Raw genomic sequence first — 24,689 nt, 5'->3', positions numbered from 1 at the left:
GCGATTGTGCCGCCACTCTGGAGGAATGCCATGGACGTCATCTCCGTCATCCGCACCAAGCGGGACCGGGGTGAGCTCAGCCCCGAGCAGATCGACTGGGTGATCGACGCCTACACCCGTGGTGCGGTGGCCGACGAGCAGATGTCGGCCCTGGCGATGGCCATCCTGCTCAACGGCATGAACCGCACCGAGATCGCCCGCTGGACCGCCGCGATGATCGCGTCCGGTGAGCGCATGAGCTTCGAGACGCTCTCCCGCCCCACTGCGGACAAGCACTCCACGGGCGGTGTCGGCGACAAGATCACCCTGCCGCTCGCCCCGCTGGTCGCCGCCTGCGGTGCGGCCGTACCCCAACTGTCGGGCCGCGGGCTCGGTCACACCGGCGGCACCCTCGACAAGCTGGAGTCCATCCCCGGCTGGCGCGCCCTGCTCTCCAACGACGAGATGCTGCACGTCCTCGACACCACCGGAGCCGTGATCTGTGCGGCCGGCGACGGTCTCGCCCCCGCCGACAAGAAGCTCTACGCCCTGCGTGATGTCACCGGCACGGTCGAGGCGATCCCGCTGATCGCGTCCTCGATCATGTCCAAGAAGATCGCCGAGGGCACCGGCTCCCTCGTCCTCGACGTCAAGGTCGGCTCCGGCGCCTTCATGAAGAACATCGAGGACGCCCGTGAGTTGGCCTCCACCATGGTGGCGCTCGGCACCGACAGCGGAGTGAAGACGGTGGCGCTGCTCACCGACATGTCCACCCCGCTCGGCCTCACCGCCGGCAATGCGCTGGAGGTCCGCGAGTCCGTCGAGGTCCTCGCCGGGGGCGGCCCCGCCGACGTCGTCGAACTGACCCTCGCCCTCGCCCGCGAAATGCTGGCCGCCGCCGGCATCGAAGGCGCCGACCCCGCGAAGGCGCTGGCCGACGGCTCGGCGATGGACGTCTGGCGCCGCATGATCAGCGCCCAGGGCGGCGACCCCGACGCGGCCCTGCCGGTCGCCCGGGAACAGCACGTGGTCACCGCTCCCGCCTCGGGCGTACTGACCCGTCTCGACGCCTATGACGTCGGCATCGCCGCCTGGCGGCTCGGCGCCGGCCGCGCCCGCAAGGAAGACCCGGTGCAGGCGGGTGCGGGAGTGGAACTGCACGCCAAGCCCGGTGACACCGTCACCGCAGGTCAGCCGCTGCTGACCCTGCACACCGACACCCCGGAGAAGTTCGACTACGCGCTCCGCTCGCTGGAGTCGGCCTACGACGTCTCCGCGCCCGGTACGGAGTTCACCGCACCTCCGATCGTGCGGGACCGCATCGCCTGACCCGCCGGTACACGGGGGCGAGGTCAGGTGGCCCTCCACCGCGGTCGGTGCCACGGCTGCGGCGGAGGGCGTACCGATGAGTTCCGTCCGGGGGGCCGGTCTCAAGAGACATGAGTGTGGAAACCGCGGGCCCGGTCGACCCTGGCCCCGACCCGGTCGATCCCAGCCCGGTCGCCCCCGACCCCGTCGTCCTCATCGTGCACGCGCCGGTGGCCTTCGCCGACGTCCCGCCCCTCTGCGAGCGGTTGCAAGCCCTGTACGGGGCGGGCGCCGATGAGGTGGTGTGCGATCTGGCGGAGCTGACCCGGGCGGACCTGGCCTCGGTGGAGGCGGTGGCCAGACTGAAGCTCACCGCCCGTAGGGCCGGACGCACCGTACGGATGCGCAACACGGGACCGGAACTGCTGGCCCTGCTGACCCTGATGGGTCTCGACGGCCTCGCCCGGCCGGACGGTGCCGCCCCCACCTGATTCGGGCCGCCCCCCACGACTGATCGCCCCCGGGGCAAGGCCCGACTGCTCAGGAACCCTCGGGCTCCAACCGCTCCGGCAGGTCGAACAGCGGGAACCAGCGCGCGGTGTCCAGGAAGGAGTTGATCCCCGCGATCTTGCCGTCGCGGATCTCCATGACCATCAGGGCCCAGGGAGTGTGCCCGTTCCCGTCTTCTGCCTGGTGGTAGTGGGCGAAGGCCGGCATTCCGTTCGCCACGGTCGGAATGAGGCGCGAGCCACGACAGACCGAACCGACGCCCTCCATCCAGCCCACGATGTTCTCGTGGCCCTGGAGCCACAGGTCGTACGGGGGCATGGAGAGGGTGGCGTCGTCGTGGAGGACCGCGGTCAGCGCCGCCATGTCGTACCCCTCGAAGGCGGCCACATAGCGCTCAAGCAGCTTCTGCTGCTCCTCGTCGAGGGGGTTCGCCGCATCGGACTCGCTCGGCGGCGATTCGGCGAGCGTCGCCCTCGCCCGCTGGAGCGCGCTGTTCACCGACGCCACCGAGGTGTCCAGCAGTTCGGCGACCTCGGCCGCCTTCCACGCCAGCACTTCGCGCAGGATGAGAACGGCCCGCTGCTTGGGCGGCAGGTGCTGGAGTGCCGCGATGAACGCCAACCGAATCGACTCCCGCTCCAAGGCCGTCTCCGCCGGGTCCGCAGCCGACGGCAGCACCCGCCCGTCCGGGACCGGCTCCAACCAGGTCGCCTCGGGCCGGGCGCTCAACTGCGCCTGGGCGACCGGCGTGGGCCCGGAGAGGTCCATCGGCCGGGCCCGGCGGTTGCCCGCGTTCAACATGTCGAGACAGACGTTCGTCGCGATGCGGTACAACCACGACCGCAGCGACGAACGCCCCTCGAACTTCTCGATGTTCCGCCAGGCCCGCACCATCGTGTCCTGGACCGCGTCCTCCGCTTCGAAGGACGAACCCAGCATGCGGTAGCAGTAGCCGGTCAGCTCGCGCCGATACCGCTCCAGCTCCGCATTGAGGTCCTGTGTCGTTGCTGTTTCACTCATCGGGTCCACCCCTGTCGCCCACTGGCACCAGCCCTTGGGAACCTACAGGAGGCCACTGACAGCGGGACTCAGGTTCCCGGCTTGGCGCCGTAGACGAAGACGTCGTCGCCGTTCCTCAACAGGTTCCAGTATGACTTCGCATCCGCGGGTCGCAGGTTGACGCAGCCCGCGGAGCCCGGCGGGTTGTACATCGACTTCGTCGTCGAGTGGAACGCCTGGCCGCCGTCGAAGAACTGCGCGTACGGCATGGGCACGTTGTACAGCGACGAGACGTGGTCGATGTTGCGCCAGTAGATCTTCTTGGCGCCGGACCGGGTCTCGGCCTTGTCCCGGCCGGTGCGCACCGGCACGGGGCCGTACTTCAGCTTCTTGCCGTCCTGGATCCAGCTCAGCTGCCGGGTCAGGTCCACACAGGCGATGCGGCCTTTGTTGGTCGGGCACTTGCCCGCCTTGTTCGGATTGCTGCCGGCCGCGCGCTGCTGGAGGATCGTGTTCATCGTCTGCCAGGTCAGCGGCCCCGCGTAGCCGATGGTGGGGGTGATTCCGTGCTTGGCCTGGAACGCCTTGATCGCCTTGCAGTCGGTCTGCGACTGCTTCCCGTCCACGGGACGACCGAGGAACTTCTCCACCTGCTTCTGGTACGGTCCCGTCCCCGCGGTGCACGAGGCCGCCTGCGCGGTTCCCGCCCCCAGTGCCGTCGTCAACGGGACGATCAACCCCGTCAGTGCGAGGGTGATTCCCGCCCGCCTACCGAGTCGCCGTCCCCCGTGCGTCTTGTGCGTGCCGACTCCCACCGTTCCCCACTCCCCTCCGTCTACCGCCGCGATTGCGGCAGTCTGTCCATGTGACGCTCCCCGGAGACGGGTAGTTGTACGGAACATGTCTCAATCGCGCTACGGTCGGCGCCGGCACCCCGACCGGAACCCTTCGGGCATCTCCCCGGCCGGAAGTGCGCTCGGGCCCGCCGCTCACGCACGACCGGCCGGCACCGCTTCGGTGCCGGCCGGTCAGAGGCAGTTCAGCGCGTTGCCACGGCCACGGCGAGCCGTTCCTGACGGGCCACCTTGGTCCCGTACAGCGTGATCGACACGACCCCGAGCACCGCGAGCAGGCCCAGTCCCACGGTCCCCGCCCAGCCACCGGAGTGGAAGGCGATCGCACCGAGCGTGCCGCCGACGCTACTGCCGAGGTAGTACACGGACTGGTACAGCGCCGACGCCTGAGCCCGCCCCGTCTGCGCCGTCCGGCTCACCGAAGCGGAGGCGACCGCGTGGCCCGCGAAGAACCCCGCGGTGATGAGCACCAGACCGGCCAGCACGACCGTCAGCGAGTCGGAGAGCGAGAGCCCGAGGCCGACCGCGGTGGTGGCCACCGCCGCGTACAGCGCCCCGCGGCGGCCGAGGCGGCCCACCAGCCGGCCCGCGGTGGCAGACGAGAGCGTTCCGACGAGGTAGACCAGGAAGATCGAACCGATGACGCCCTGCGGCAGGTTGAACGGCTCACCGATCAGCCGGTAGCCGATGACCGTGTAGACCGCCCCGAAGACCGTCATGAACAGGGCGCCGATCGCGTACAGCCGCAGCAGCAGCGGATCGGCCAGATGACCGCGCACGGTCGCCGCCAGCACCTTCGGGTTCAGCGTGCCCGGGGTGAAGCGCCGGGCCTTCGGCAGCAGCGCACGGAAGACCAGGGCGCCCAGGAGCGCGAGCACTCCCACCGCGGCGAGCCCGGCCCGCCACCCCCACAGCTGCGCCGCCCAGCCGGTGACGATCCGGCCGCTCATACCGCCGATGCTGTTGCCCGCCACGAAGAGCCCGATCGCGGCCACCAGCGCCTTCGGGCGGACCTCCTCGGCCAGGTACGCCATCGCCGACGCGGGCAGACCCGCCAGTGCCGCGCCCTGGATCGCCCGCAGGGCCACCAGCGACTCCAGGTTTGGCGCGAACGGCACCACCAGCCCCAGGACCACCGCCACCGTCAACGACACCGTCATCACCGTCCGTCGACCGAAGCGCTCGGAGAGGGCGCTCATCGGGAGGACGAAGAGGGCCAGCGCGCCCGTCGCGGCGGAGACCGTCCAGCTGGCCGCGGAGGCGCTCGCACCGAACGCGGTGGAGATCGCAGGCAACAGTGCCTGGGTGGAGTACAGGAGCGCGAAGGCCGCCATGCCCGCGGCGAAGAGGGCGAGGTTCATCCGGCGGTAGCCGGGACGCCCGGGGGCGATGGGCTCGGGAAGGGGCTCGGTGGAGGACGTTTCGGCGAGGGCGGCGCCCACCGGGGTGGACGCCTTGGTACTGGCAGGCATGACTAAAACGTATGCCCGTCGGATTCATGCGTCCAATGCATGGAACGGGCATAATCGTTCCCATGGTGCATGACCCCAGTTCACAGCCTCGCCTGTCACACGGTAGTTACGAAGAAGACATGGCGCTGCTGCTTGCGCCCCGGCTCGCGTACTTCGCGGGAGTGGCCCGCCATGAGCATGTGACCCGCGCCGCACAGGAGCTGGGGGTGCCCCAGTCGACGCTCTCCCGGGCGGTCGTGCGGCTGGAGCGCGACCTCGGCGTGACCCTGTTCGCCCGCAAGGGCCGTACGGTCTCCCTCACCCCGGCGGGCCGTACCTTCCTCGCCTCCGTGGAACGCGCGCTCGGCGAGGTCGAACGGGCCGCCGATTCGGTGCGGGCCGACGCCGACCCCCACGCGGGAAAGGTCGCCTTCGGCTTTCTGCACACCATGGGCTCCGAGACCGTCCCCGGGCTGCTGCGCGCCTTCCGCGCGGACCACCCCCGCGTCCGCTTCACCCTCGTCCAGAACTACGGCGAGGCGATGCTCGGCGGACTGCGCACCGGAGAACTCGACCTCTGTCTGACCTCCCCCGTACCCGACGCCCCCGACCTCGTTGCCCGCCGTCTCGACGAACAGCGGCTGCGACTGGTCGTCCCCGACGACCACCGCCTCGCCCGCCGCAAGCGCATCAAGCTCGCCGAGGCCGCCGACGAGACCTTCGTCACCCTGGAGTCCGGCTACGGACTGCGGCGGATCACCGACGACCTCTGTGCGCAGGCCGGCTTCACCCCGAAGGTGGCCTTCGAGGGCGAGGAGGCGGAGACCCTGCGGGGCCTGGTCGCAGCCGGGCTCGGGGTGGCACTGCTGCCGCCGCCCGCCGTGGCCCGCCCCGGCGTCGCCGAACTGACCGTCACCGCGCCGCGCGCCGTCCGGGAGATCGGAGTGGCCTGGCTGGACGGGCACCCCGACACCGCGCCGGTGGCCGCCTTCAAGAAGTTCCTGCTCTCCCGCCGTGGCCAACTCCTCCCGGAGTGACCACGGCCGCAGCCAATCCGGGCTCCGGGCGCCGTGCGGCCACCGCCCCGCGCCCGGACCGGAGCTCAGTGCCTGAGCGACTTCCCGAACCCCGCCGCCAGCGGCATCCGCAACCCCAGCGGCGGTGGCGCGGCCAGTGCGTCCGTCACCGGACGGGAGTAGGGGTGAGGGAAGAGCGAGCCCAGCACGAAGTCGGTCGCCAGCGCGAGGACTTCGGCGTGGTGCTGGCGCAGCGCGTTGCCGTCGGTGTGCACCTCGAACCGGCATATGTTCCGGTTCACCTTCTTGACCCGCTCTGCGAGCCGGTACGACAACTCGGGGGACGTACGCGCGTCATTGGTCCCGTGCACGACCAGCACCTGCTTGCCCACCAACTGCTTCACCGGCTCGGGCTCGGACCCCGGCTGCTCATCGGGCAGCCAGGGAGCCATCGCCAGTACCGCGGTCACCGCCGGATGATCGGCCGCTCGGAGGGCCGCCCGCCCTCCGAACCCGTGCCCGGCCAGACAGACCGGTACGTCGCCGTACTGCTGGACCACCTCGTCCGCGGCCCACGTCGCGTCCGCCGCGTGCTGGGCCGCATCGCCGTTCCACCCGCGGGTGCGGTAGTGCACCGGGTGCACCACCAGCCCGTCCTGGCGTCCTGCCTTCGCCAGCGCCCGCCCCAGCGGCAGCGCCCGCACGAGCGAGAGCGACAGTGCCGACGGTCTGCGCGGTGATTCCCGATCGCCGTCCGGAAGGATCAGTACCACTCCTGCGACCAGTGGTCCCGACCCGCTCGGCCGCCCGCCGTAGCGCCTGCCCAGCCGTGGTCGCTGCCCGCTGCCTCCCTGCCTTCCCCCTTTGTCCGCTGCGTCTCGCTCACGATCTCCAGGACGCCCCCGCCCGGGGGGCAGTGCACGGTGTGCCATGGCAGAACAGTGTCAGAAGCACCGGTCTACGCCACCCGGACGCACGGTCACTGTTACGTATCGGCCAGGCGCTCTCTACGCGCGTAGGGGCTAGAGTGCCCAGATGACGAGCCAGACCCTCCACACGCCCACCGCGGACCAGATCCGTCGCGCTCCGAAGGTGCTCCTCCACGACCACCTCGACGGCGGGCTGCGTCCGGGCACGATCATCGACATCGCCCGGGAGACCGGCTATGCGGCGCTGCCCGAAACGGACGCCGACAAACTGGGCACCTGGTTCCGGGAAGCCGCCGACTCGGGCTCGCTGGAACGCTACTTGGAGACGTTCGCGCACACCTGCGCCGTCATGCAGACCCGCGATTCACTGTTCCGCGTCGCGGCCGAGTGCGCCGAGGACCTCGCCGAGGACGGCGTCGTGTACGCCGAGGTGCGGTACGCCCCCGAACAGCATCTGGAGGGCGGGCTCACGCTCGAAGAGGTCGTCGAAGCCGTCAACGAGGGCTTTCGCGAAGGCGAGCGGATCGCGCGGGGCAATGGCCATCGCATCCGGGTCGGCGCCCTGCTCACCGCCATGCGGCACGCGGCCCGCGCCCTGGAGATCGCCGAACTCGCCAACCGCTACCGCGACCTGGGCGTCGTCGGCTTCGACATCGCGGGCGCGGAGGCCGGCTACCCGCCCACCCGCCACCTCGACGCCTTCGAGTACCTGAAGCGGGAGAACAACCACTTCACCATCCACGCGGGAGAGGCGTTCGGCCTCCCGTCGATCTGGCAGGCGCTCCAGTGGTGCGGTGCGGACCGCCTCGGGCACGGCGTGCGCATCATCGACGACATTCAGGTCTCGGACGACGGCGGGGTGCAGCTCGGCAGGCTCGCCGCGTACGTCAGGGACAAGCGCATCCCGCTGGAGCTCTGCCCGACCTCTAACCTCCAGACCGGAGCCGCGGACTCCTACGCGGAGCACCCCATCGGCCTGCTCCGCAAACTGCACTTCCGGGCCACGGTCAACACGGACAACCGGCTGATGAGCGCGACCAGCATGAGCCGGGAGTTCGAGCTGTTGACCGATACTTTCGGATACACGCTCGACGACATGCAGTGGTTCACCGTCAATGCGATGAAAAGCGCCTTCATCCCTTTCGATGAAAGGCTCGCCATGATTAATGACGTCATCAAGCCCGGGTATGCGGAATTGAAATCCGAATGGCTGTTCCGGCAGACGGCCGCCACCAGCGAATCTCTGCCCGAACAGGGCTGACGTCGGCTGTTCGGCGGCGACCGGGAACGTCAACACTCCCTCACCCCGAGGTGTTTGCTTACGCCTCATGACGGTGGCTAGCTTGCGGAGCCGCTCATATTCCCCGTCCCAAGGACACACCCCTGATGAAGCAGTCTGCTGCCAAGTCCCTTGGCGTCGTCGCCCTCGGCGCCGCCTTCGCCGCTGTCGCCGCGGGCTCGGCCGTCGCGGAGCCCGCTCCGTTCCCGGACTCCGCCACCTCCCTCGACACCGTCGGCAACGTGGTGCCCCTCAAGGACACCCTGACCAAGCTGCCGGCCGGCGCCGAGGTCCTCTCCGGCGGCCAGCGCGCCCTGATCGAGAGCACCGCCACCCTGCCGGGCACCCTCCAGGGTGCCGGGCAGCGGGTGCTGGCCCCCGAGGCGTCCAAGGACGTCGTGGGCTCGCTGCTCGGCGGTCTGCCCGTGGCCCAGTTGACCAAGGCCCTGCCGACCGGCGGCCTCGGCGGCATCGCCTGACCCACCCCGTTCACCGTCACTTCCCCTGAGACGGCCGTACGGCACAGCCGTGGGGCGCCGCACCGGTACTTCGGTGCGGCGCCCCACGCGTGTTTCTACCAGGCGGTCGCTGCCGTCTTGCCGCCCTTCTCCGCGGGCAGGAACAGCCAGAGCGCCGCGTAGACGAGGAACTGCGGGCCGGGCAGCAGACAGGAGACGAGGAAGATCACCCGCATGGTGTTGGCGGAGGTGCCGAAGCGCCGTGCCAGCGCCGCGCACACACCGCCGATCATGCGTCCTTCGCGAGGGCGGACAAGTGCGGCCATGGAGGACTCTCCTTCGCAGACGTGCGGTCAATTGGCTGGAACGCTTCTCTCTGCGTTCCGTTGACTCCAGCCTGCTCCACGAAGAGGGGCAAAGCGTCGCTCTACGGGGCGATCCCGACCCTGGAAATCGTCGGGGTCGACCCCTGAGGTGCTTCCGTACCGGTGGCCTGACCGGCCCGCCCGGGGCGCCGGCCTCCGGCGACCCGGTTCGGCGGGCGCAGCCGACGCCGGCGCAGCCGTGCCCGGCCCGCGGGCACCACCAGCAGATGGGCGAGGGCCACTCCGGTGGTGTTCAGCAGCAGCGAGTCCACGTCGACCACCCGGCCCGGCACTCCGGTCTGGAGGAGTTCGATGCCTAGCGAGAGCAGGGCACCGGCCGTCACCGTCCGGGCGAGGGACGCCAGTGGAGAGACCGCGATCCGACCGCTCACCATCGGGAGGAGCACCCCGAGCGGGGCGAGCAGCAGGAGTCCGCCGCCGATCTGCCGCGCGGCCTCCATCGGCCCGAGTTGGAGATCGGCCCTGATGCCCGCGAACGGCTCCAGGTTGGCGGCCGTCACCCACGGCACATCGAGAGGGCGCAGGGTCAGCCATCCGACGAGCAACAGGTGCACGAGGAGGAGGACGACCCCCGCCACACGGAAGCGGATGACGGCACTGCCGCCTTTACCTTGACGCTGCACGATGCACAAGACGCACCCCCCGTGCGGAATGGTTCCCCGGCCCGCGGCATCGAGTGCCGGGCCCATCCCTCCATGGCGAGATCTCGACGTTCCCCGCGCCCTGTGCCGCGGTCACTCGACCGTGGTCGGGCCGCCGCTGCGCGGTGTCGAGAGGGCTGCCCCGGCCCCGGGCGGGACGGCCTGAGAGGTCGCGGCGGTACCGTCGGCCCGCGAGGGCGACGGCAGCGGGCCGACCGTGGGCAGTACGTCCTCTGGCCGGTCCTTGGCCTTCCCTGAGCAGCCGTACCCGCGGGGCGCGTACTCGCCCGGTCCCCCGAGGATCACGGCCCCACCGGTGGCGGACGCCTGGCTCTCCGAGAATGTGCACACGATCTGCGCGAGCGCAGCCGCCGGCAGGTCCTCCGGCTGTCGGCTCAGTCGAAGGGTGCCGTCGGGGTCGCTGCGACGCTGACCGCTGACCGCTATCGGCCCCCGTACGTAGGTCGCGAACCCCGCTTCCCGCTCTGCCGTCGACGGTTCGCGCTGCAACTCCTCAAGGAGCGCCTGGGCGACCTGGACGCGGCCCTCCACGGACTTGGACTCGGGTATCTCCGCGGTACGGTCCACCGGCTCCAGCTGGGAGGCGCAGACCAGGTAGATCCGTACCGGCACGTCCCGGGACTGGGACTGCTGGGTGATGTCGTCGCCGTTGACCTCGCACGGCACCCGTGACGGCGCGGGCCCGCCGTCCACCGGCACCTGCGTGGGCCTGATCCCGCAGCCGCCGAGCGCGAGCACGCCCAGCAGGGCGGCGAGTCCCGCCGCCGTCCGCCTGGTGCGCAGCCCCCGGACCTGATCCGTCACCGCTGGCCTTCCTCTCCCCGTCCGGGGCTGTCGGTGTCCGAGGGACGGTCGGGGCCCGGCCCGTCGAGGTCCCCGGTGTCGGCATCTGCGGCGGTCGCCGATCCGGCGGGCTCTTCCTTGGGCGCCGACGGGTCCAGCGGCAGCGTCAGGAGGAACACGGCGCCGTCGCCGTCCGGTGAGTTCGCGGCCGTGATGTTCCCGCCGTGGATGTGCGCGTTCTCCACGGCGATGGAGAGTCCGAGCCCGCTGCCCTCGGACCGTGGCCTGGACGCGCTGGCCTTGTAGAACCGGTCGAAGACGTGCGGCAGCACGTCCTCGGGGATGCCGGGCCCGTGGTCGCGGACCTCGATCAGCAGTTCCCCGTCGACGGGCCGCACCGAGACCCGCACGGGGGAGCCGCCGTGCTTGAGGGCGTTGCCGATCAGATTGGCCAGGATCACATCGAGTCGCCGCGGATCGAGCCGGGCCATCAGCCCGCGCTCCGCGTCCAACTCGACGGCGTCCAACCAGGCCCGTGCGTCGATGCAGGCCGTGACCTGGTCGGCGACGTCGACGTCGTCCAGCACCAGCCTGGCGGTGCCCGCGTCGAAGCGGGTGACCTCCATCAGGTTCTCGACGAGGTCGCCCAACCGTCTCGTCTCGCTCACCACGAGGTTCACCGCGGGCGCGATCATCGGGTCCAGATTGTCGATCTCGTCCTCAAGCACCTCGGTGACGGCGGTCAGTGCGGTCAGCGGGGTCCTGAGCTCGTGGGACATGTCGGCGACGAAGCGACGGCTGGACTCCTCCCGCGCGCTCATGTCCGCGACCTTCTTCTCCAGCGACTCGGCGGTCTTGTTGAAGGTCCGTGCGAGTTCGGCCAGTTCGTCGGTGCCCGACACCCTCAACCGGGTGTCGAGCTTGCCCTCGCCGAGCCTGCGCGCGGCTTCTCCCAGCCGTCGCACCGGCTTGAGCACGGTCGTCGACGCGGCCTGCGCCAACAGTGCGGAGCCGACGAGCGCGAGCGCGGTGGCGATCCCCAGCGACCAGGCCAGGGTGTTGAGGTCCTCCCGCTCCTGGTCCAGCGACTTCAGCACGTACCCCGTCGGCCCGCCCCCCACGATCCGGGTGCCGCCGACCAGATAGGGCTTGCCCCGCAACTGGATGCGCTGCCAGTACAGGTGGTACGGGGACGAGTTCCCGGCCACGTTCTCCTGGCGGTCGTTCACCGCTTCCCGGAGCTGTTGGGGCACGTCGTCGAAGGTGAAGTCGTCCGGGTCCGAAGTGGCGACGATCGGTTTGCCCTCGTCGCGCTCCCCGATCAGGAGCACGGTGAACCCGGCCTTGCCCTGGGTCATCTGGTCCGCGGTGATCTGCAGTTCGCTCTGGGACGGATGTAGGGGCAGGGAGGCCGCCCGGTTCTGCATCTGCTGACGGAAGTCCCCGAGCGCAGAGTCCTGGGTACGGGTCAGTACGGCTTCGCGATTGAGCCAGTAGGCGATGCCCGACGCCGAAACCGCCGCGGTCAGGGCGACCACGGCGAAGACGACGACCAGGCGCAGCCGCAGGCTCGTCCAGCGGAGGCTGGCGAGCACCGCGCGCTTCACGGCACCGCTCACCGGGCGCTGCCGAACTCATGGGGAGGGTCGATGGCATGGGGAAGCTTCGGGGGCGGAGCAAGGGTCACTGGGGAACGTCCAGCCGATAGCCCACGCCACGCACGGTCCGGATCAGCGTCGGCGAGGACGGGACGTCCTCCACCTTCGCCCGCAGCCGTTGGACACAGGCGTCCACCAGCCGCGAATCCCCCAGGTAGTCGTGTTCCCACACCAGCCGCAGCAACTGCTGTCGGGACAGGGCCTGTCCCGGCCTGCGGCTCAGTTCCAGCAGAAGGCGCAGCTCGGTCGGCGTGAGCTGCAGGTCTTCGCCGTTCTTGGTGACGGTCATGGCGGAGCGGTCGATCACCAGGGACCCGAAGGTGGCGGAGTCCGTGGACTCCCGCTCGCCCCGGCGCAGTACGGCACGGATACGGGCGTCGAGCACCCGACCCTGCACGGGTTTGACGACATAGTCGTCGGCCCCGGATTCCAGGCCCACGACGACGTCGATGTCGTCGCTGCGGGCGGTCAGCAAAATGATTGGCAGCTGATCGGTGCGCCTGATGCGGCGGCACACCTCGAAGCCGTCAATCCCGGGCAGCATCACATCCAGCACGATCAGATCAGGTCGCTGCTCACGCAGCAGTTTGAGGCCGTCCTCGCCCGTCGCCGCAGTGGCCACACGGTGGCCCTGGCGCGACAGGGAGAGTTCGAGGGCCGTGCGGATGGCGTCGTCGTCCTCGATCAGCAACAGGAAAGGCACAGGGGCCATTCTGGCGTATGGCCGCGCCGGAGTTCGACTGGGAGAAGGACCGGACAGCAGCGCGACCCGAGCCACCGCCCGTCGGGAGCCCCTGTGACAGCCCTGTGACAGTCGGCGGACAGGCCCATGAAATCGCCTGGGCAAGATTTTCGACACACGGACGGAAACGGACTCCACTCGACGGGGGGCGCAAGATGAACGCACTGCACAGCACCGCCACAAGCGCAGTTGTCACGCGTCTCCACGACGTCGGGCGGACCACGGAAAAGTCCGGTGCCGTGAACGGGCGGGGGTGCGTTCGCGGCACCGGGCGTCAGCACAAGCCGTCGTACATGACGGTGGTTGACGCGACCACGGGGGCCGGTGGGGGGACCGGAGGGAGCGGGGAAGCGTACCGGGAGAGCGATGTCAGCCTTTCCGAGGCGGAGTTCACCGCCTATGTGAAGGAGCGTCGCTCCTCCCTGTACGCGACCGCTTACCACTTGACCGGGGATCGTTTCGAGGCCGAGGACCTGTTGCAGAGCGCGCTGTTCTCGACGTACCGCGCTTGGGACCGCATCAGCGACAAGGCGGCGGTCGGCGGATATCTGCGCCGCACCATGACCAATCTGCACATCAGTGCCTGGCGTCGGCGCAAGCTCAACGAGTACCCCACCGAGGAGCTGCCGGAGACGGCGAGCGACATCGATGCGATGCGGGGTACCGAACTGCGCGCGGTGCTGTGGCAGGCGCTCGCCAGGCTTCCCGAACTCCAGCGGACGATGTTGGTCCTTCGCTACTACGAGGGCCGCACCGACCCGGAGATCGCGGACATCCTGGACATCAGTGTCGGCACGGTGAAGTCGAGCATCTGGCGGTCGCTCCGCCGGCTGCGCGAGGACGACGTCCTCAGCTTCGGCCGTGACGAGGAAGAGTCCTTCGGCGAGCTGGTGGCCTGAAGGCACGGGGGATAGACCGGGGGGACGCCGTCTCGGGGGAGACGGCGACGGTGGGGGGCTGTGGGGTCATGGGGGACCTCGCGGGAGCCACGGGGGAAGAGCGGGACCGAACGGGCCGGGGGGTCTTGTTCGGTCCCGCATCTTTTTGCGTGCGGCACCGTGACATGTGTGAAGGCCCGTGAGGGTTAGACGGACGCCCCTCGCTCCGTCACCGGCGTCGACGCGGGAGTCTCGGTGGCCGTCTCGGTGGCCGGGTCGACGGCCGCCCGGGGGCGTGGTGGCACAGGCACCGCGAGGGCGGAGGTGATCCGTGCCAACGCCTCCCGCTTGGCGCAGGGGCGAGCGCCCAGACCTGCCTGTCGCGCCACGATGCCGCGTTCGGCCCGCATCAGCCGCCACCCCCTGCGCAGCAGGAACGGCACCGACTTGCGGCCTTCCCTCAGATCCCTGAGCAGCCGGCGGCGGAAGGTCGTCGAGGGGCGTCCGCGCAGACAGATGGCGTCCGCCAGGAGGCCCGACTCGGCACAGCGCGCCACCAGATCCGCGGCGAAGATGCCCTCCGCGATGAAGAGCGGCGCACCGCCGAGCGTGAACACCTCGCGTCCGACCCGTGAGCTGGTGCCGATGTCGTACACCGGTACGGCTGTGCTTCCCGTGTCGCAGAGTTCTGCGAGGGCGGCGACCGCGGAGTTCGCGTCCCAGGAGAGCGGTGAGTCCCAGTCGATGTCCGCGCTGCCCGGTACCAGCGGCAGGGTCGGGTCGTTCTGCTCCTTGTAGAAGTCGTCCAGGCGTAGCACGGGGAGTCCGGTACGGGCGGCCAGGGATGATTTGCCCGATCCTGATGGGCCCGTGAGGAGCACGACGCGCGCCGAGAGGGCGCTGGTGGCGGGGTATGCGGTCACGGGACACCAGTGTGAGGCATTGACCCGTGAAGGGGACCCTTCGGGTGTCCGGTGGCTCCGGAAACCTCCCTCAACTACGCTGCGTACTCGTCCGATTACTACCCCAGGCGGGATTTCCATGGCACGTCACGCAGCTCCCCACCCTCGCCGGCGCATCGCCTACGGCGCCGGTCTGACCGTCGCGGCAGCCGCCGCGGCCCTCGGGGCGGGGGGCACCGCACAAGCGGCTCCCACCCTTCCGGCGGCACCGGTGGGGCTCGAAACCCTCGAAACGGCCCTGGCGCCCGGCAGCGGGGTGACCGGGGCGATCACCAACTCGGTCTCCGGGATCGGGTACCTCAAGCACCTCCAGCTCAACCCCCTGGCGAAGACCGGCGTCGACCCGCTGGCCAACGGCGTGGGCACCCAGATCGCCGACTTCAAGCCCATCGGCACCGACCTGGTCACGGGGCCGCTCTCCGACGGCGGATCGCTCACGGACCTGCCGCTGGTCGGAAAGGTCGTCGACGCCCTGCCGCTGTAGGACGGCCCGGTACGTACGGGAAAGGAGCCCCCTGCCGCCGGACGGGACGGCAGGGGACTCCCGATCAAGGGGGCGTTGCTACGCCCAGTACGACTGTGCGGGGCCGTCCGTTCAGACCGACTCCGCGCAGTACGTGGGATGCGTCGACCGTGTTGGGTCGACCGTGTCAGTACGAAGCGCCGGACGTGCCCAGGGCGCCCGTCGGGTGCCAGACCGTCTTGGTCTCCAGGAAGGCCGTCATCCGGTGGGTGCCGGGATCGGCGGCGAGGTCCAGCGGGGCCGGACGCAGCACCCGCTTGAGGTTCTCAGCGGCCGCGATCTCCAACTCCTTGGCCAGCACCGCATCGGCTCCGGTGAGGTCGATCCCGTTGACGTCGAGGTGCGCGGCGAGCGGGGCCGCGATCTCGCCCGTACGGCCCGAGAGGATGTTGACCACTCCGCCCGGCAGATCGGATGTGGCCAGCACCTCGCCGAGGGACAGGGCAGGCAGGGGCGCCCGCTCGCTGGCGATCACCACGGTCGTGTTGCCGGCTGCGATCACCGGGGCGACGACCGAGACCAGCCCGAGGAACGACGACTCCTGCGGCGCGAGCACGGCCACCACACCGGTCGGCTCGGGCGTGGAGAGGTTGAAGTAGGGACCCGCGACCGGGTTCGCACCGCCCAGGACCTGGGCGAGCTTGTCGGTCCAGCCCGCGTACCAGACCCAGCGGTCGATCGCGGCGTCCACCTGGGCGGCGGCCTTGGACTTGGACAGCCCTTCCGCGTCCGCCACTTCGCGCACGAACTGCTCGCGGCGGCCCTCCAGCATCTCGGCGATGCGGTAGAGGATCTGCCCGCGGTTGTACGCGGTCGCCCCGGACCAGCCGCCGAACGCCTTGCGGGCCGCGACCACCGCGTCCCGGGCGTCCTTGCGCGACGACAGGGGAGCGTTGGCCAGCCAGACGCCCTTGCCGTGGTCCTTGCCCTTGCCGTTGCTCTTGTCCTTGTCCGCCGCGCCGGCGGCTGACGTCTTCGTCGTCACCTCGTACACCCGGCCGCTCTCGGAGCGGGGGAACTTGCCCCCGACGTACAGCTTGTAGGTCTTGAACACGCTCAGACGGTCATTGCGCTCAGACATCGAGGTACGCCTCCAGGCCGTGACGGCCGCCTTCACGGCCGAAGCCCGACTCCTTGTAGCCGCCGAACGGCGAGGTCGGATCGAACTTGTTGAACGTATTGGCCCAGACGACACCCGCCCTGAGCTTGCTCGCCACCGCGAGGATGCGGGAGCCCTTCTCGGTCCAGATGCCGGCCGACAGCCCGTACTGGCTGTTGTTTGCCTTGGCGACGGCCTCGTCCGGCGTGCGGAACGTCAGGACGGAGAGCACCGGGCCGAAGATCTCGTCGCGGGCGACGGTGTGCGCCTGCGTCACGTTCGTGAACAGCGTGGGCGCGAACCAGTAGCCGGACGACGGCAGCTCGCAGGGCGCGGACCAGCGCTCGGCGCCCTCCGCCTCGCCCGTTTCGGCGAGTGCGGTGATCCGGGCGAGCTGTTGGGCGGAGTTGATCGCGCCGATGTCGGTGTTCTTGTCGAGCGGGTCACCGAGGCGCAGCGTGGACAGCCGGCGCTTGAGGGAGTCCAGCACCTCTTCCTGGACGGACTCCTGGACCAGCAGCCGGGAGCCCGCGCAGCAGACCTGGCCCTGGTTGAAGAAGATGCCGTTGACGATGCCCTCGACTGCCTGGTCCACGGGTGCGTCGTCGAAGACGATGTTCGCGCCCTTGCCGCCGAGCTCCAGCGTCAGCTTCTTGTCCGTGCCCGCGAGTTCGCGGGCGATCGCCCGGCCGACCCCGGTGGAACCGGTGAACGCGACCTTGTTGATCCCCGGGTGCTGCACCAGCGCCGTACCGGTGCGGCCGTCGCCCGTGACGATGTTGACGACGCCCTTCGGCAGCCCCGCCTGACGGCAGATGTCCGCGAAGAAGAGGGCGGACAGGGGAGTGGTCTCGGCGGGCTTCAGCACCACCGTGTTGCCGGTGGCGAGCGCCGGGGCGATCTTCCACGCCAGCATCAACAGCGGGAAGTTCCACGGAATGACCTGGCCCGCGACCCCGAGGGGGCGGGGGTTCGCGCCGTAGCCCGCGTGGTCGAGCTTGTCGGCCCAGCCCGCGTAGTAGAAGAAGTGGGCGGCGACCAGGGGGAGGTCGGCGTCCCGGGTCTCCTTGATCGGCTTGCCGTTGTCCAAGGTCTCCAGAACGGCCAACTCACGGCTGCGCTCCTGGATGATCCGGGCGATGCGGAACAGGTACTTCGCCCGCTCGGCGCCGGGCAGTGCCGACCACTTCTCGAACGCTCTGCGAGCGGCCTTCACGGCTCGGTCGACGTCCTCGGCGTTGGCCTGGACGTACTCCGCGAGGACTTCTTCGGTGGCGGGGGAGACGGTCTTGTTGCGGTCCGCGCCCGTGGACTCGACGAACTCGCCGTCGATGAACAGTCCGTACGAGGGGGCGATGTCGACGATCGCCCGCGACTCGGGGGCGGGGGCGTACTCAAAGGGCTTGGTCATGTCCGCTCAGTCCACAGTCACGTAGTCGGGGCCGGAGTAGCGGCCGGTGGCCAGCTTCTGGCGCTGCATCAGCAGATCGTTCAGCAGACTGGAGGCGCCGAAGCGGAACCAGTGGTTGTCCAGCCAGTCCGCGCCGACGGTCTCGTTGACCAGGACGAGGAACTTGATCGCGTCCTTGGTGGTGCGGATGCCGCCCGCGGGCTTCACTCCCACCTGTACCCCGGTCTGCTGCCGGAAGTCGCGCACGGCCTCCAGCATGAGGAGGGTGTTCGAGGGGGTGGCGTTCACCGCGACCTTGCCGGTCGACGTCTTGATGAAGTCGGCGCCCGCGATCATCCCGAGCCAGGACGCTCGCCGGATGTTGTCGTACGTGGAGAGCTCACCGGTTTCGAAGATGACCTTCAGCCGGGCCGAACCGGAGGCTTCCTTGACCGCGCGGATCTCGTCGTACACCTTCAGGTACTTCCCGGCGAGGAAGGCACCGCGGTCGATGACCATGTCGATCTCGTCGGCTCCGGCCGCGACCGCGTCCCGGGTGTCGGCCAGCTTCACGTCGAGCGCCGCGCGCCCGGCGGGGAAGGCCGTGGCGACGGAGGCGACCTTGACGCCGGAGCCCTTCAGCGACTCCTTGGCGGTGGCGACCATGTCCGGATAGACGCAGACGGCGGCGGTGGCGGGCGTGTCCCGGTCGGTCGGATCGGGCCGCACGGCCTTGGCGGCGAGGGAGCGGACCTTGCCGGGGGTGTCGGCGCCTTCGAGCGTGGTGAGGTCGATCATCGAGATGGCGAGGTCGATCGCGTACGCCTTGGCGGTGGTCTTGATCGACCGTGTCCCGAGGGAGGCGGCCCGGGCTTCGAGACCGACGGGGTCGACACCGGGCAGCCCATGGAGGAAGCGGCGAAGTGCCTGGTCGGAGGCGGTGACGTCCGGGAGGGCGAGGGTATTGGTGGACATGCTCACCAGATGAGCATATCTACGCGCGTAGCAGCCTGTACAGGGGGGTGGGGGTGATTCATGGGCCACCTGTGTGGTGACGGGTGACCACTTCACCACCGGCCGGCGATCGCCCCGTGCGTTGGACGGGCTGGGCAACCGGTGTGGTGTGCAACCTTCTGTCGGCTTCAGGGGTCTCCTGCGTGAATGCGAAGATCGTTGATCTATGTCTGGGGGAACACACCTTGCGCAAGCGCACGCTCGTCACCGCGATCGCCGTGACGTCCGCCTGCCTCGCCGGCGCCGTCACACCCGCCGTCGCGACCCCGTCGGCGGCGAAGACAGCCCCGAAGAACGCGGCGGACTTCAACCGTGACGGCTACCGCGACCTCGTCATCACCGCACCCACGAACGCACCGTCCGGTGCACCCGCCTCCGGTGGCGCCGTCGTCGTGCTCTACGGCTCCGCCAAGGGCGTCGACCCCGGCAAGCGCCAGATCATCAGCCAGGAGAGTGCGGGGGTCCCCGGCTCCTCTGAGTACGCAGACCGCTTCGGAGCCCAGGCGGTCTCCGGGGACTACGACGGGGACGGCTACGCCGACCTGGCCGTTTCCATCAGCGGTGAGGACATGACCATCGGCGGTGTCTACCGCCGCAATGCCGGTCAGACCGTGATCATCTGGGGCGGCAGAAACGGACTCGTCAAGCACGGTGCCACCACGGTGAAGCAACTCGCGATCACCGGCCCCGACGTCCGCCGCGGCACCGCCCTTGCGGCGGGGGACTTCAACGGCGACGGCAAGACGGATCTGGCGACCGGTGACTACAGCCAGGGCCGCGGCGGCGACGTTCTCTACGGGCCCATCACCCGCCAGGGCAAGCCGAAGTCCACGGTCAGTCTTGGACTGAAGGACGGCCAAACCTATGTGCACCCGTCCCTCGACAGCGGCGATGTGACCGGAGACGGCATCTCCGACCTGGTGGTGCAGGTCTTCTCGGGCCGCGGCACCCTCAGCCGCATCGAGGTCCACCGGGGCACCGCGAAGGGGTTGGTCAGGGCCGGCAACCTCACGGACGCCCAGGGGAAGCTGTTGGAGAGTCACGGTGCGGGCCGGACCGCCGTCGGCGACCTCGACAAGGACGGGCACGCGGACATCGTGGTCGGCCAGGCCCATGTCTCCCCCGCGGGGCTCAAGGCGGCGGGACAGATCTCCGTCGTCTACGGCGGCAAGAACGGCCAGTCGACCACCCGGCCCGTGCAGGTGCTCTCCCAGGACACCGAAGGAGTGCCGGGCGTCAGCGAGGACTACGACGCCTTCGGCCGGTCAGTGGCGGTCGACGACATCAACGGTGACGGCTACGCCGACGTCGCTGTCGGAGCCACCGCCGACTACGACGAGGGCCCCCGCGCTGGCGAGGTGACCACCCTCCTCGGATCCCCGAAGGGTCTCACCGGTACGGGCGGCAAGGTCTACGACCAGGCCGCGGTCGGCACAGCGGGCAACCACGTCTACGACATGTTCGGCGCCGCGGTGAAGCTGACGGACCTCAACGGCGACCGCCGCGCCGACCTCCTCGTCGGTGCCCCGAAGGCGAACAGGGACCAGGGACGCATCTCGCTGCTGCCCGGCTCGGCGCAGGGCAGCACCGTGGTGGGCGCGAAGGTGTTCGGTCCCACCGAGGTGGGGCTTCCCGGATTCGCGGAGAACGGCTTCGGCTGGTCCTTCGGCGAGTAGGACCACGAACAGAGCGCTGTGCCCCTGACCCGCGCGCCGGTCAGGGGCACAGCACCGTGTCGTGGGCCCGTACGCCGTGGGGCGGGCGCCCCGAGCGCGGTCTGCGGGGCTCGTGGGGCAGAATCGGGGTATGAGCAGCCCGAAGTCGCCAGTGGAGCCCACGTACGCCGATCGCGTCTACCGATCGCTCGGCGGGATCATCGGCGGCACCCTGCTGCTCGGTCTCATCGGCTGGCTCGCCATCGACGCGATCGTCCGCGGCGCCGGTCGTACGCCCTGGTTCGCCGTGGCCGCCGTGCTGCTGGTGGTGCCGCTGGTGGTCGCCCTCAGCATTCGGCCGGCCGTGATGGTCAGCGATGACCGGGTGCTGATCCGCAACCCCTTCCGCACTGTCCATCTGCCCTGGGGCGCCATCGAGGACTTCCGCGCGGGCTACTCCAGTGAGGTCTGGACGAAGGCGGGCGACAAGTTCCAGCTGTGGGCCGTGCCCGTGTCGCTGCGGCAGCGCAACCGTGCGGCTCGGCGGCGGGAGCGGGAGGAGCGGGCGAAGGCGGGGCGCGCCAACACCGTCGGCACCCAGTTGCCCGACCACGGCACCCAACTGGCTCCCGCCGATCAGACCATCAGCGATCTCCGGGGTCTGATCGAGCACAACGCCGGTCGGGCGAGTGCCCAGGGCGAGCCGCGGACCCGCTGGGCGTTCGAGCTGATCGTGCCCGCCGCCGTCGGTGCCGTCCTGATGATCGTGCTGTTCGTCGTCGGATAGCCCAGACAGCTCAGATTGCTCGGAGCCGTCGGACAGCCCGGGGCGGTCAGCTGGGTCGGGCGAGCCCGGACCGGAACGCGCCGTCAGCTCTGGGCCGGTCCCTCAGGGCGGTCCCTGCCAGACCAGCAGCATGTGTGCGCCCGACCAGGCAGACACCAGCGTCGCCGTACCCAGCACCACCCATGCGGTCACCGCACGTCGTGCCCTCGCCAGCCCCCGTGCCACGGGCAGCAGCAGCGGAAAGCCCGGCAGCAGGAAGCGCGCCCGCGGGAAGTACACGCCCGCGCTGCCCAGCACCACCACCAGCAGCACCCCGGTGAAGACCAGCAGCGCGACGGGCTGCCGGTCGGCGACGCCGAGGGCGTACAGGACCGTGGACAGGACGAGGACGGTGGAGACCAGCAGCAGGAACAGCGGCGGTTCGGCTGCGTACAGGAACTGCTGACGCAATTCCAGCAGGGTCGCCCGGCCGCCGTCCCACTCGTTCTTCCAGAGGCGCTGGACGGCGAAGTACCCGTCCAGTCGGCCCACCCGCAGCCCCACCCAGCCCAGGAACGCCAGCCAACCCAGCGGGGCGATCACCGCGCCGGTCACCGCCCGCCAGCGCGTGCCGGGCGGGGAGCGGCGCAGGGACAGGACTGCCGCCAACGTCACCGCAGCGGCGACCGCGATTCCCGTCGGACGGGTCAGACCGGCCAGCGAAGCCAGCGTGCCCGCCCACAGCCAGCGGCCCGTCAGCACCGCGTACAGCGCCCAGGCTGCCAGCGCGGTGAACGGCGACTCGGTGTACCCCATCCACTGCACGACCCCGACCGGCAGCGCGCCCCACAGAACGGTCAGGAAGATCCCCGTACGCCTGCCGTAGAGCCGTGCCCCGACCGCGAACACCCCCCAGGCGGCGATGAACGAGCAGCCGATCGCGAGGGCGAGGCCCACCGAGGCGCGGGAGCCCGGAGTCACGGCAGCGAAGACCTTCACCAGCAGTGGGTAGAGGGGGAAGAAGGCCAGGTTGTTCTCGTTGACCCGGGTGCCGAGGGTGTCGGTGTAGCCGTGATCGGCGATCCCCAGGTACCAGTTCGAGTCCCAGGAGGCGGCCAGCGTCCGCCAGACGCCGTCGCCCGTCGCCGCGGAGAGCCTGACCAGGACGGCGAGACCGCACAGCCGTACCGCCAGATAGCCGCCGAGGGCCGGCGCCGCGTACCGCAGCGACCGCAGCAGCCGTCCGCGCACCCCCGGCGCGCCGCCGCCTCCCGGGGCCGGGGGCCGACGGGAGGCGGGGACGAAGGCACGGATGGTCGCGGCGGGGGACAACGGCGGCTGCTCCTCGGAATCCGGAGGGACTGAATCCGTGGGGATTACCGGGCCACCATTGCCCGCGTGGTCCGCACAGCGGGTCGCGCTCCGACGGATCCGGACGAGATTCACCCGTACGGTCCGCCGGGCGCGGCGCCGCGCGATCGGCTGTTCGGACGCTCTCCGAAGGCTCGAACGGCCCTACCTACAGGCCCGCCGCCGTAGCGAAGTCCCGCTTCAACGCGGTGAGGACGTCGTCGGCGCGCGTGCGGGCGGCGGGCAGGCCGTCGGCGTCCGCGACCGGCACCACGACTTCCAGGTAGCACTTGAGCTTGGGCTCGGTGCCGCTCGGGCGGACGATCACCCGGGCCGTGAAATCGCCGCCGAGGCGGTACCGCAGACCGTCCGTCGGAGGCAGCTTCGCCGGCCTCCCAGAGGACTCAGACGACTCAGCCAGATCCTCGGCGCTCGTGACCCGCAGTCCCGCGAGCTCGGTCGGGGGCCGCTCGCGCAGCGTCCGCATGGCCTCGGCGATGACGCCCAGGTCATCGACGCGCACCGACAACTGGTCCGTGGCGTGCAGACCGTGCTGTACGGCGAGGTCGTCCAGCAGATCGGTGAGCGTGCGCCCCTCCTCCTTGAGGACCGACGCCAGTTCGGTGACCAGCAGGGCGGCGGTGATGCCGTCCTTGTCGCGGACGCCGTCGGGGTCCACGCAGTAGCCGAGGGCCTCCTCGTAGCCGTACCGCAGGCCGTCGACGCGGGCGATCCACTTGAATCCGGTCAGCGTCTCCTCGTACGGCAGTCCGGCCGCGTCCGCGATCCGGCCCAGCAAGGATGACGAGACGATGGACTCCGCGAAGGTGCCGCGCGCTCCGGAGCGTACGAGATGGGCCGCGAGCAGGGCGCCCACCTCGTCGCCGCGCAGCATCCGCCAGCCGGCTGCCGTTTCCGGGTCGGGGACGGCGACGGCGCAGCGGTCCGCGTCCGGGTCATTGGCGATGACGAGGTCCGGGGCCGCCCGGCGCGCGGTCGCGAAGGACAGGTCCATCGCCCCCGGCTCCTCCGGGTTGGGGAACGCGACCGTCGGGAATGCCGGATCGGGCTCCGCCTGCTCGGCCACGAGCACGGGCGCGGGGAATCCGGCCCGGGCGAACGCCGCGAGCAGCACGTCCTTGCCGACGCCGTGCATCGCCGTGTAGACGACCTCCGCGGTACGGGGGCTGCCCTCGGTCAGGACCGCGTCGGTACGGGCCAGATAGGCGTCCAGGACCTCGTCCCCGAGGGTTGCCCAGCCCGACTCGGCCAGCGGCACGTCGTAGAGACTGCGGATCGCGGCGATCTCGGCGGCGATCTCCACGTCCGCGGGCGGCACGATCTGGGAGCCGTCACCGAGATAGACCTTGTAGCCGTTGTCCCGCGGCGGATTGTGACTCGCCGTCACCTCGACGCCGGCCACGGCGCCCAGTTCCCTTATTGCGAACGCCAGGACGGGCGTCGGCAGCGGGCGGGGGAGCACCGCGGCGCGCAGCCCGGCCGCCACCATCACGGCGGCCGTGTCCCGGGCGAAGTCGGCTGACCGGTACCGGGCGTCGTAACCGATGACGACCAGGCCGCTGCTCTTCGGGTGCGGCGCGTACTCGCCGTGGCCCTGGGCGCGCAGATACGCGGCGAGGCCGGCAGCCGCCCGGATGACGACGGCGCGGTTCATCCGCATCGGGCCCGCGCCGAGTTCGCCGCGCAGCCCGGCCGTCCCGAACTGGAGCGTGCCGCTGAAGCGCGCCGCCAACTCGTCCAGCCGCTCCGCTTCGATCAGCTCGGCCAGTTCGGCCCGTGTCTCGGGGTCCGGGTCCTCCGCGAGCCACGTCCGGGCCCGGGCGATCAGGTCCTGCTGCTGCACGGTCGCTCCGCCTCTCATGATCTGTGTGGGACTGAAACTCTCGGGGGTCGGCCGGTGGGAGGGGCAGGGCCAGTCTGTTCCGGATCGGGGCGCCCGTGCGGTGGACCCGCGGATCGTCTGGGTGCTGGGTGCTGGGTGCTGGGTGCTGGGTGCGGGTGCTGGGTTGGGTGCCGG

General features: G+C 70.4%; 24 protein-coding genes. 9 read left to right on the top strand and 15 right to left on the bottom strand.

What is annotated here, in order from left to right; translation table 11 throughout:
* Positions 1 to 30: 30 nt before the first annotated feature.
* Together ABZ348_RS05485 and ABZ348_RS05480 are read left to right on the top strand one after the other, a co-directional pair.
* A complete protein-coding gene (locus ABZ348_RS05485) occupies positions 31 to 1,308 on the top strand; it encodes a thymidine phosphorylase (protein ID WP_358929588.1) in 1,278 nt (425 codons plus the stop codon).
* Positions 1,309 to 1,418: 110 nt separating this feature from the next.
* Positions 1,419 to 1,778, top strand: a complete 360-nt coding sequence (locus ABZ348_RS05480) for an STAS domain-containing protein (RefSeq protein ID WP_358929586.1) — start codon at positions 1,419 to 1,421, stop codon at positions 1,776 to 1,778.
* A 49-nt stretch (positions 1,779 to 1,827) separates the two neighbouring features.
* Here ABZ348_RS05480 and ABZ348_RS05475 read toward each other — a convergent pair whose 3' ends face one another.
* From ABZ348_RS05475 to ABZ348_RS05465, 3 genes are all read right to left on the bottom strand, one after another.
* Positions 1,828 to 2,817 carry a sigma-70 family RNA polymerase sigma factor gene (locus ABZ348_RS05475; RefSeq protein WP_358929584.1) on the bottom strand — a complete coding sequence of 330 codons (990 nt, stop codon included), beginning with the start codon at positions 2,815 to 2,817 and terminating at the stop codon, positions 1,828 to 1,830.
* A gap of 68 nt (positions 2,818 to 2,885) precedes the next feature.
* Positions 2,886 to 3,554 carry a L,D-transpeptidase family protein gene (locus ABZ348_RS05470; protein WP_358929833.1) on the bottom strand — a complete coding sequence of 223 codons (669 nt, stop codon included), beginning with the start codon at positions 3,552 to 3,554 and terminating at the stop codon, positions 2,886 to 2,888.
* Positions 3,555 to 3,835: 281 nt separating this feature from the next.
* Positions 3,836 to 5,122: an MFS transporter gene (locus ABZ348_RS05465; protein WP_358929582.1), complete on the bottom strand. Its 1,287-nt coding sequence runs from the start codon at positions 5,120 to 5,122 to the stop codon at positions 3,836 to 3,838.
* Between the two features lie 62 nt (positions 5,123 to 5,184).
* Between ABZ348_RS05465 and ABZ348_RS05460 the strand changes: the two genes are divergently transcribed.
* On the top strand, positions 5,185 to 6,138 hold the full coding sequence (locus ABZ348_RS05460) for a LysR family transcriptional regulator (protein ID WP_358929580.1): 954 nt from the start codon (positions 5,185 to 5,187) through the stop codon (positions 6,136 to 6,138).
* A 65-nt stretch (positions 6,139 to 6,203) separates the two neighbouring features.
* Here the strand turns inward: ABZ348_RS05460 and ABZ348_RS05455 are convergent, their stop codons facing one another.
* The gene (locus tag ABZ348_RS05455; protein WP_358929578.1) at positions 6,204 to 6,890 is read right to left on the bottom strand and encodes an alpha/beta hydrolase; all 687 of its coding nucleotides are present in this window, start codon (positions 6,888 to 6,890) and stop codon (positions 6,204 to 6,206) included.
* A gap of 262 nt (positions 6,891 to 7,152) precedes the next feature.
* On the opposite strand from ABZ348_RS05455, the gene ABZ348_RS05450 reads away from it, so the two are divergent.
* Positions 7,153 to 8,307, top strand: coding sequence for an adenosine deaminase (locus ABZ348_RS05450; protein ID WP_358929576.1), 1,155 nt, complete (start codon positions 7,153 to 7,155; stop codon positions 8,305 to 8,307).
* 125 nt (positions 8,308 to 8,432) lie between these two features.
* Entirely contained in the window at positions 8,433 to 8,804 is a 372-nt protein-coding gene (locus tag ABZ348_RS05445) for an ATP-binding protein (RefSeq protein WP_358929575.1), read from the top strand.
* A 95-nt stretch (positions 8,805 to 8,899) separates the two neighbouring features.
* On the opposite strand, the gene ABZ348_RS05440 is transcribed toward ABZ348_RS05445, so the two are convergent.
* From ABZ348_RS05440 to afsQ1, 5 genes are all read right to left on the bottom strand, one after another.
* Complete coding sequence (locus ABZ348_RS05440; protein ID WP_358929573.1) at positions 8,900 to 9,109, bottom strand: PspC domain-containing protein; 210 nt, start codon at positions 9,107 to 9,109, stop codon at positions 8,900 to 8,902.
* Positions 9,110 to 9,210: 101 nt separating this feature from the next.
* Positions 9,211 to 9,792: a VanZ family protein gene (locus tag ABZ348_RS05435; RefSeq protein ID WP_358929572.1), complete on the bottom strand. Its 582-nt coding sequence runs from the start codon at positions 9,790 to 9,792 to the stop codon at positions 9,211 to 9,213.
* 111 nt (positions 9,793 to 9,903) lie between these two features.
* Positions 9,904 to 10,635, bottom strand: coding sequence for a hypothetical protein (locus ABZ348_RS05430; RefSeq protein WP_358929570.1), 732 nt, complete (start codon positions 10,633 to 10,635; stop codon positions 9,904 to 9,906).
* Positions 10,632 to 12,233, bottom strand: coding sequence for a HAMP domain-containing sensor histidine kinase (locus ABZ348_RS05425; RefSeq protein ID WP_358929568.1), 1,602 nt, complete (start codon positions 12,231 to 12,233; stop codon positions 10,632 to 10,634). Before ABZ348_RS05425 ends, ABZ348_RS05430 begins: the two co-directional genes overlap by 4 nt.
* Positions 12,234 to 12,297: 64 nt before the next feature.
* Positions 12,298 to 12,975 carry a two-component system response regulator AfsQ1 gene (gene afsQ1, locus ABZ348_RS05420; protein WP_175257369.1) on the bottom strand — a complete coding sequence of 226 codons (678 nt, stop codon included), beginning with the start codon at positions 12,973 to 12,975 and terminating at the stop codon, positions 12,298 to 12,300.
* A 194-nt stretch (positions 12,976 to 13,169) separates the two neighbouring features.
* Between afsQ1 and ABZ348_RS05415 the strand changes: the two genes are divergently transcribed.
* Complete coding sequence (locus tag ABZ348_RS05415) at positions 13,170 to 13,913, top strand: SigE family RNA polymerase sigma factor (RefSeq protein WP_358929566.1); 744 nt, start codon at positions 13,170 to 13,172, stop codon at positions 13,911 to 13,913.
* 185 nt (positions 13,914 to 14,098) lie between these two features.
* On the opposite strand, the gene ABZ348_RS05410 is transcribed toward ABZ348_RS05415, so the two are convergent.
* Complete coding sequence (locus ABZ348_RS05410) at positions 14,099 to 14,815, bottom strand: ATP-binding protein (RefSeq protein WP_358929564.1); 717 nt, start codon at positions 14,813 to 14,815, stop codon at positions 14,099 to 14,101.
* A 118-nt stretch (positions 14,816 to 14,933) separates the two neighbouring features.
* Here ABZ348_RS05410 and ABZ348_RS05405 point away from each other — a divergent pair, with 118 nt between their 5' ends.
* Complete coding sequence (locus ABZ348_RS05405; protein ID WP_358929562.1) at positions 14,934 to 15,338, top strand: hypothetical protein; 405 nt, start codon at positions 14,934 to 14,936, stop codon at positions 15,336 to 15,338.
* A gap of 166 nt (positions 15,339 to 15,504) precedes the next feature.
* Here the strand turns inward: ABZ348_RS05405 and ABZ348_RS05400 are convergent, their stop codons facing one another.
* The 3 genes from ABZ348_RS05400 to deoC are packed head-to-tail and all read right to left on the bottom strand — an operon-like array spanning position 15,505 to position 18,841.
* A complete protein-coding gene (locus ABZ348_RS05400) occupies positions 15,505 to 16,458 on the bottom strand; it encodes an aldehyde dehydrogenase family protein (protein WP_358929560.1) in 954 nt (317 codons plus the stop codon).
* The gene (locus ABZ348_RS05395) at positions 16,451 to 17,887 is read right to left on the bottom strand and encodes an aldehyde dehydrogenase family protein (RefSeq protein ID WP_358929558.1); all 1,437 of its coding nucleotides are present in this window, start codon (positions 17,885 to 17,887) and stop codon (positions 16,451 to 16,453) included. Before ABZ348_RS05395 ends, ABZ348_RS05400 begins: the two co-directional genes overlap by 8 nt.
* Before the next feature lie 6 nt (positions 17,888 to 17,893).
* Entirely contained in the window at positions 17,894 to 18,841 is a 948-nt protein-coding gene (gene deoC / locus ABZ348_RS05390; protein ID WP_358929556.1) for a deoxyribose-phosphate aldolase, read from the bottom strand.
* Positions 18,842 to 19,023: 182 nt separating this feature from the next.
* Here deoC and ABZ348_RS05385 point away from each other — a divergent pair, with 182 nt between their 5' ends.
* Together ABZ348_RS05385 and ABZ348_RS05380 are read left to right on the top strand one after the other, a co-directional pair.
* On the top strand, positions 19,024 to 20,556 hold the full coding sequence (locus ABZ348_RS05385) for an FG-GAP-like repeat-containing protein (protein WP_358929554.1): 1,533 nt from the start codon (positions 19,024 to 19,026) through the stop codon (positions 20,554 to 20,556).
* Positions 20,557 to 20,686: 130 nt separating this feature from the next.
* The gene (locus tag ABZ348_RS05380; RefSeq protein ID WP_358929552.1) at positions 20,687 to 21,322 is read left to right on the top strand and encodes a PH domain-containing protein; all 636 of its coding nucleotides are present in this window, start codon (positions 20,687 to 20,689) and stop codon (positions 21,320 to 21,322) included.
* A 102-nt stretch (positions 21,323 to 21,424) separates the two neighbouring features.
* Here ABZ348_RS05380 and ABZ348_RS05375 read toward each other — a convergent pair whose 3' ends face one another.
* Positions 21,425 to 22,633, bottom strand: a complete 1,209-nt coding sequence (locus ABZ348_RS05375; RefSeq protein WP_358929550.1) for a glycosyltransferase family 39 protein — start codon at positions 22,631 to 22,633, stop codon at positions 21,425 to 21,427.
* 187 nt (positions 22,634 to 22,820) lie between these two features.
* Entirely contained in the window at positions 22,821 to 24,533 is a 1,713-nt protein-coding gene (locus ABZ348_RS05370) for a phospho-sugar mutase (RefSeq protein ID WP_358929548.1), read from the bottom strand.
* Positions 24,534 to 24,689 lie beyond the last annotated feature (156 nt).

It is taken from the genome of Streptomyces sp. NPDC005963, from assembly GCF_040638655.1.
GTDB lineage: Bacteria > Actinomycetota > Actinomycetes > Streptomycetales > Streptomycetaceae > Streptomyces.
The sequence above is the reverse complement of the archived record's forward strand: the minus strand, read 5'-3'. Positions and strand labels throughout refer to the sequence as shown.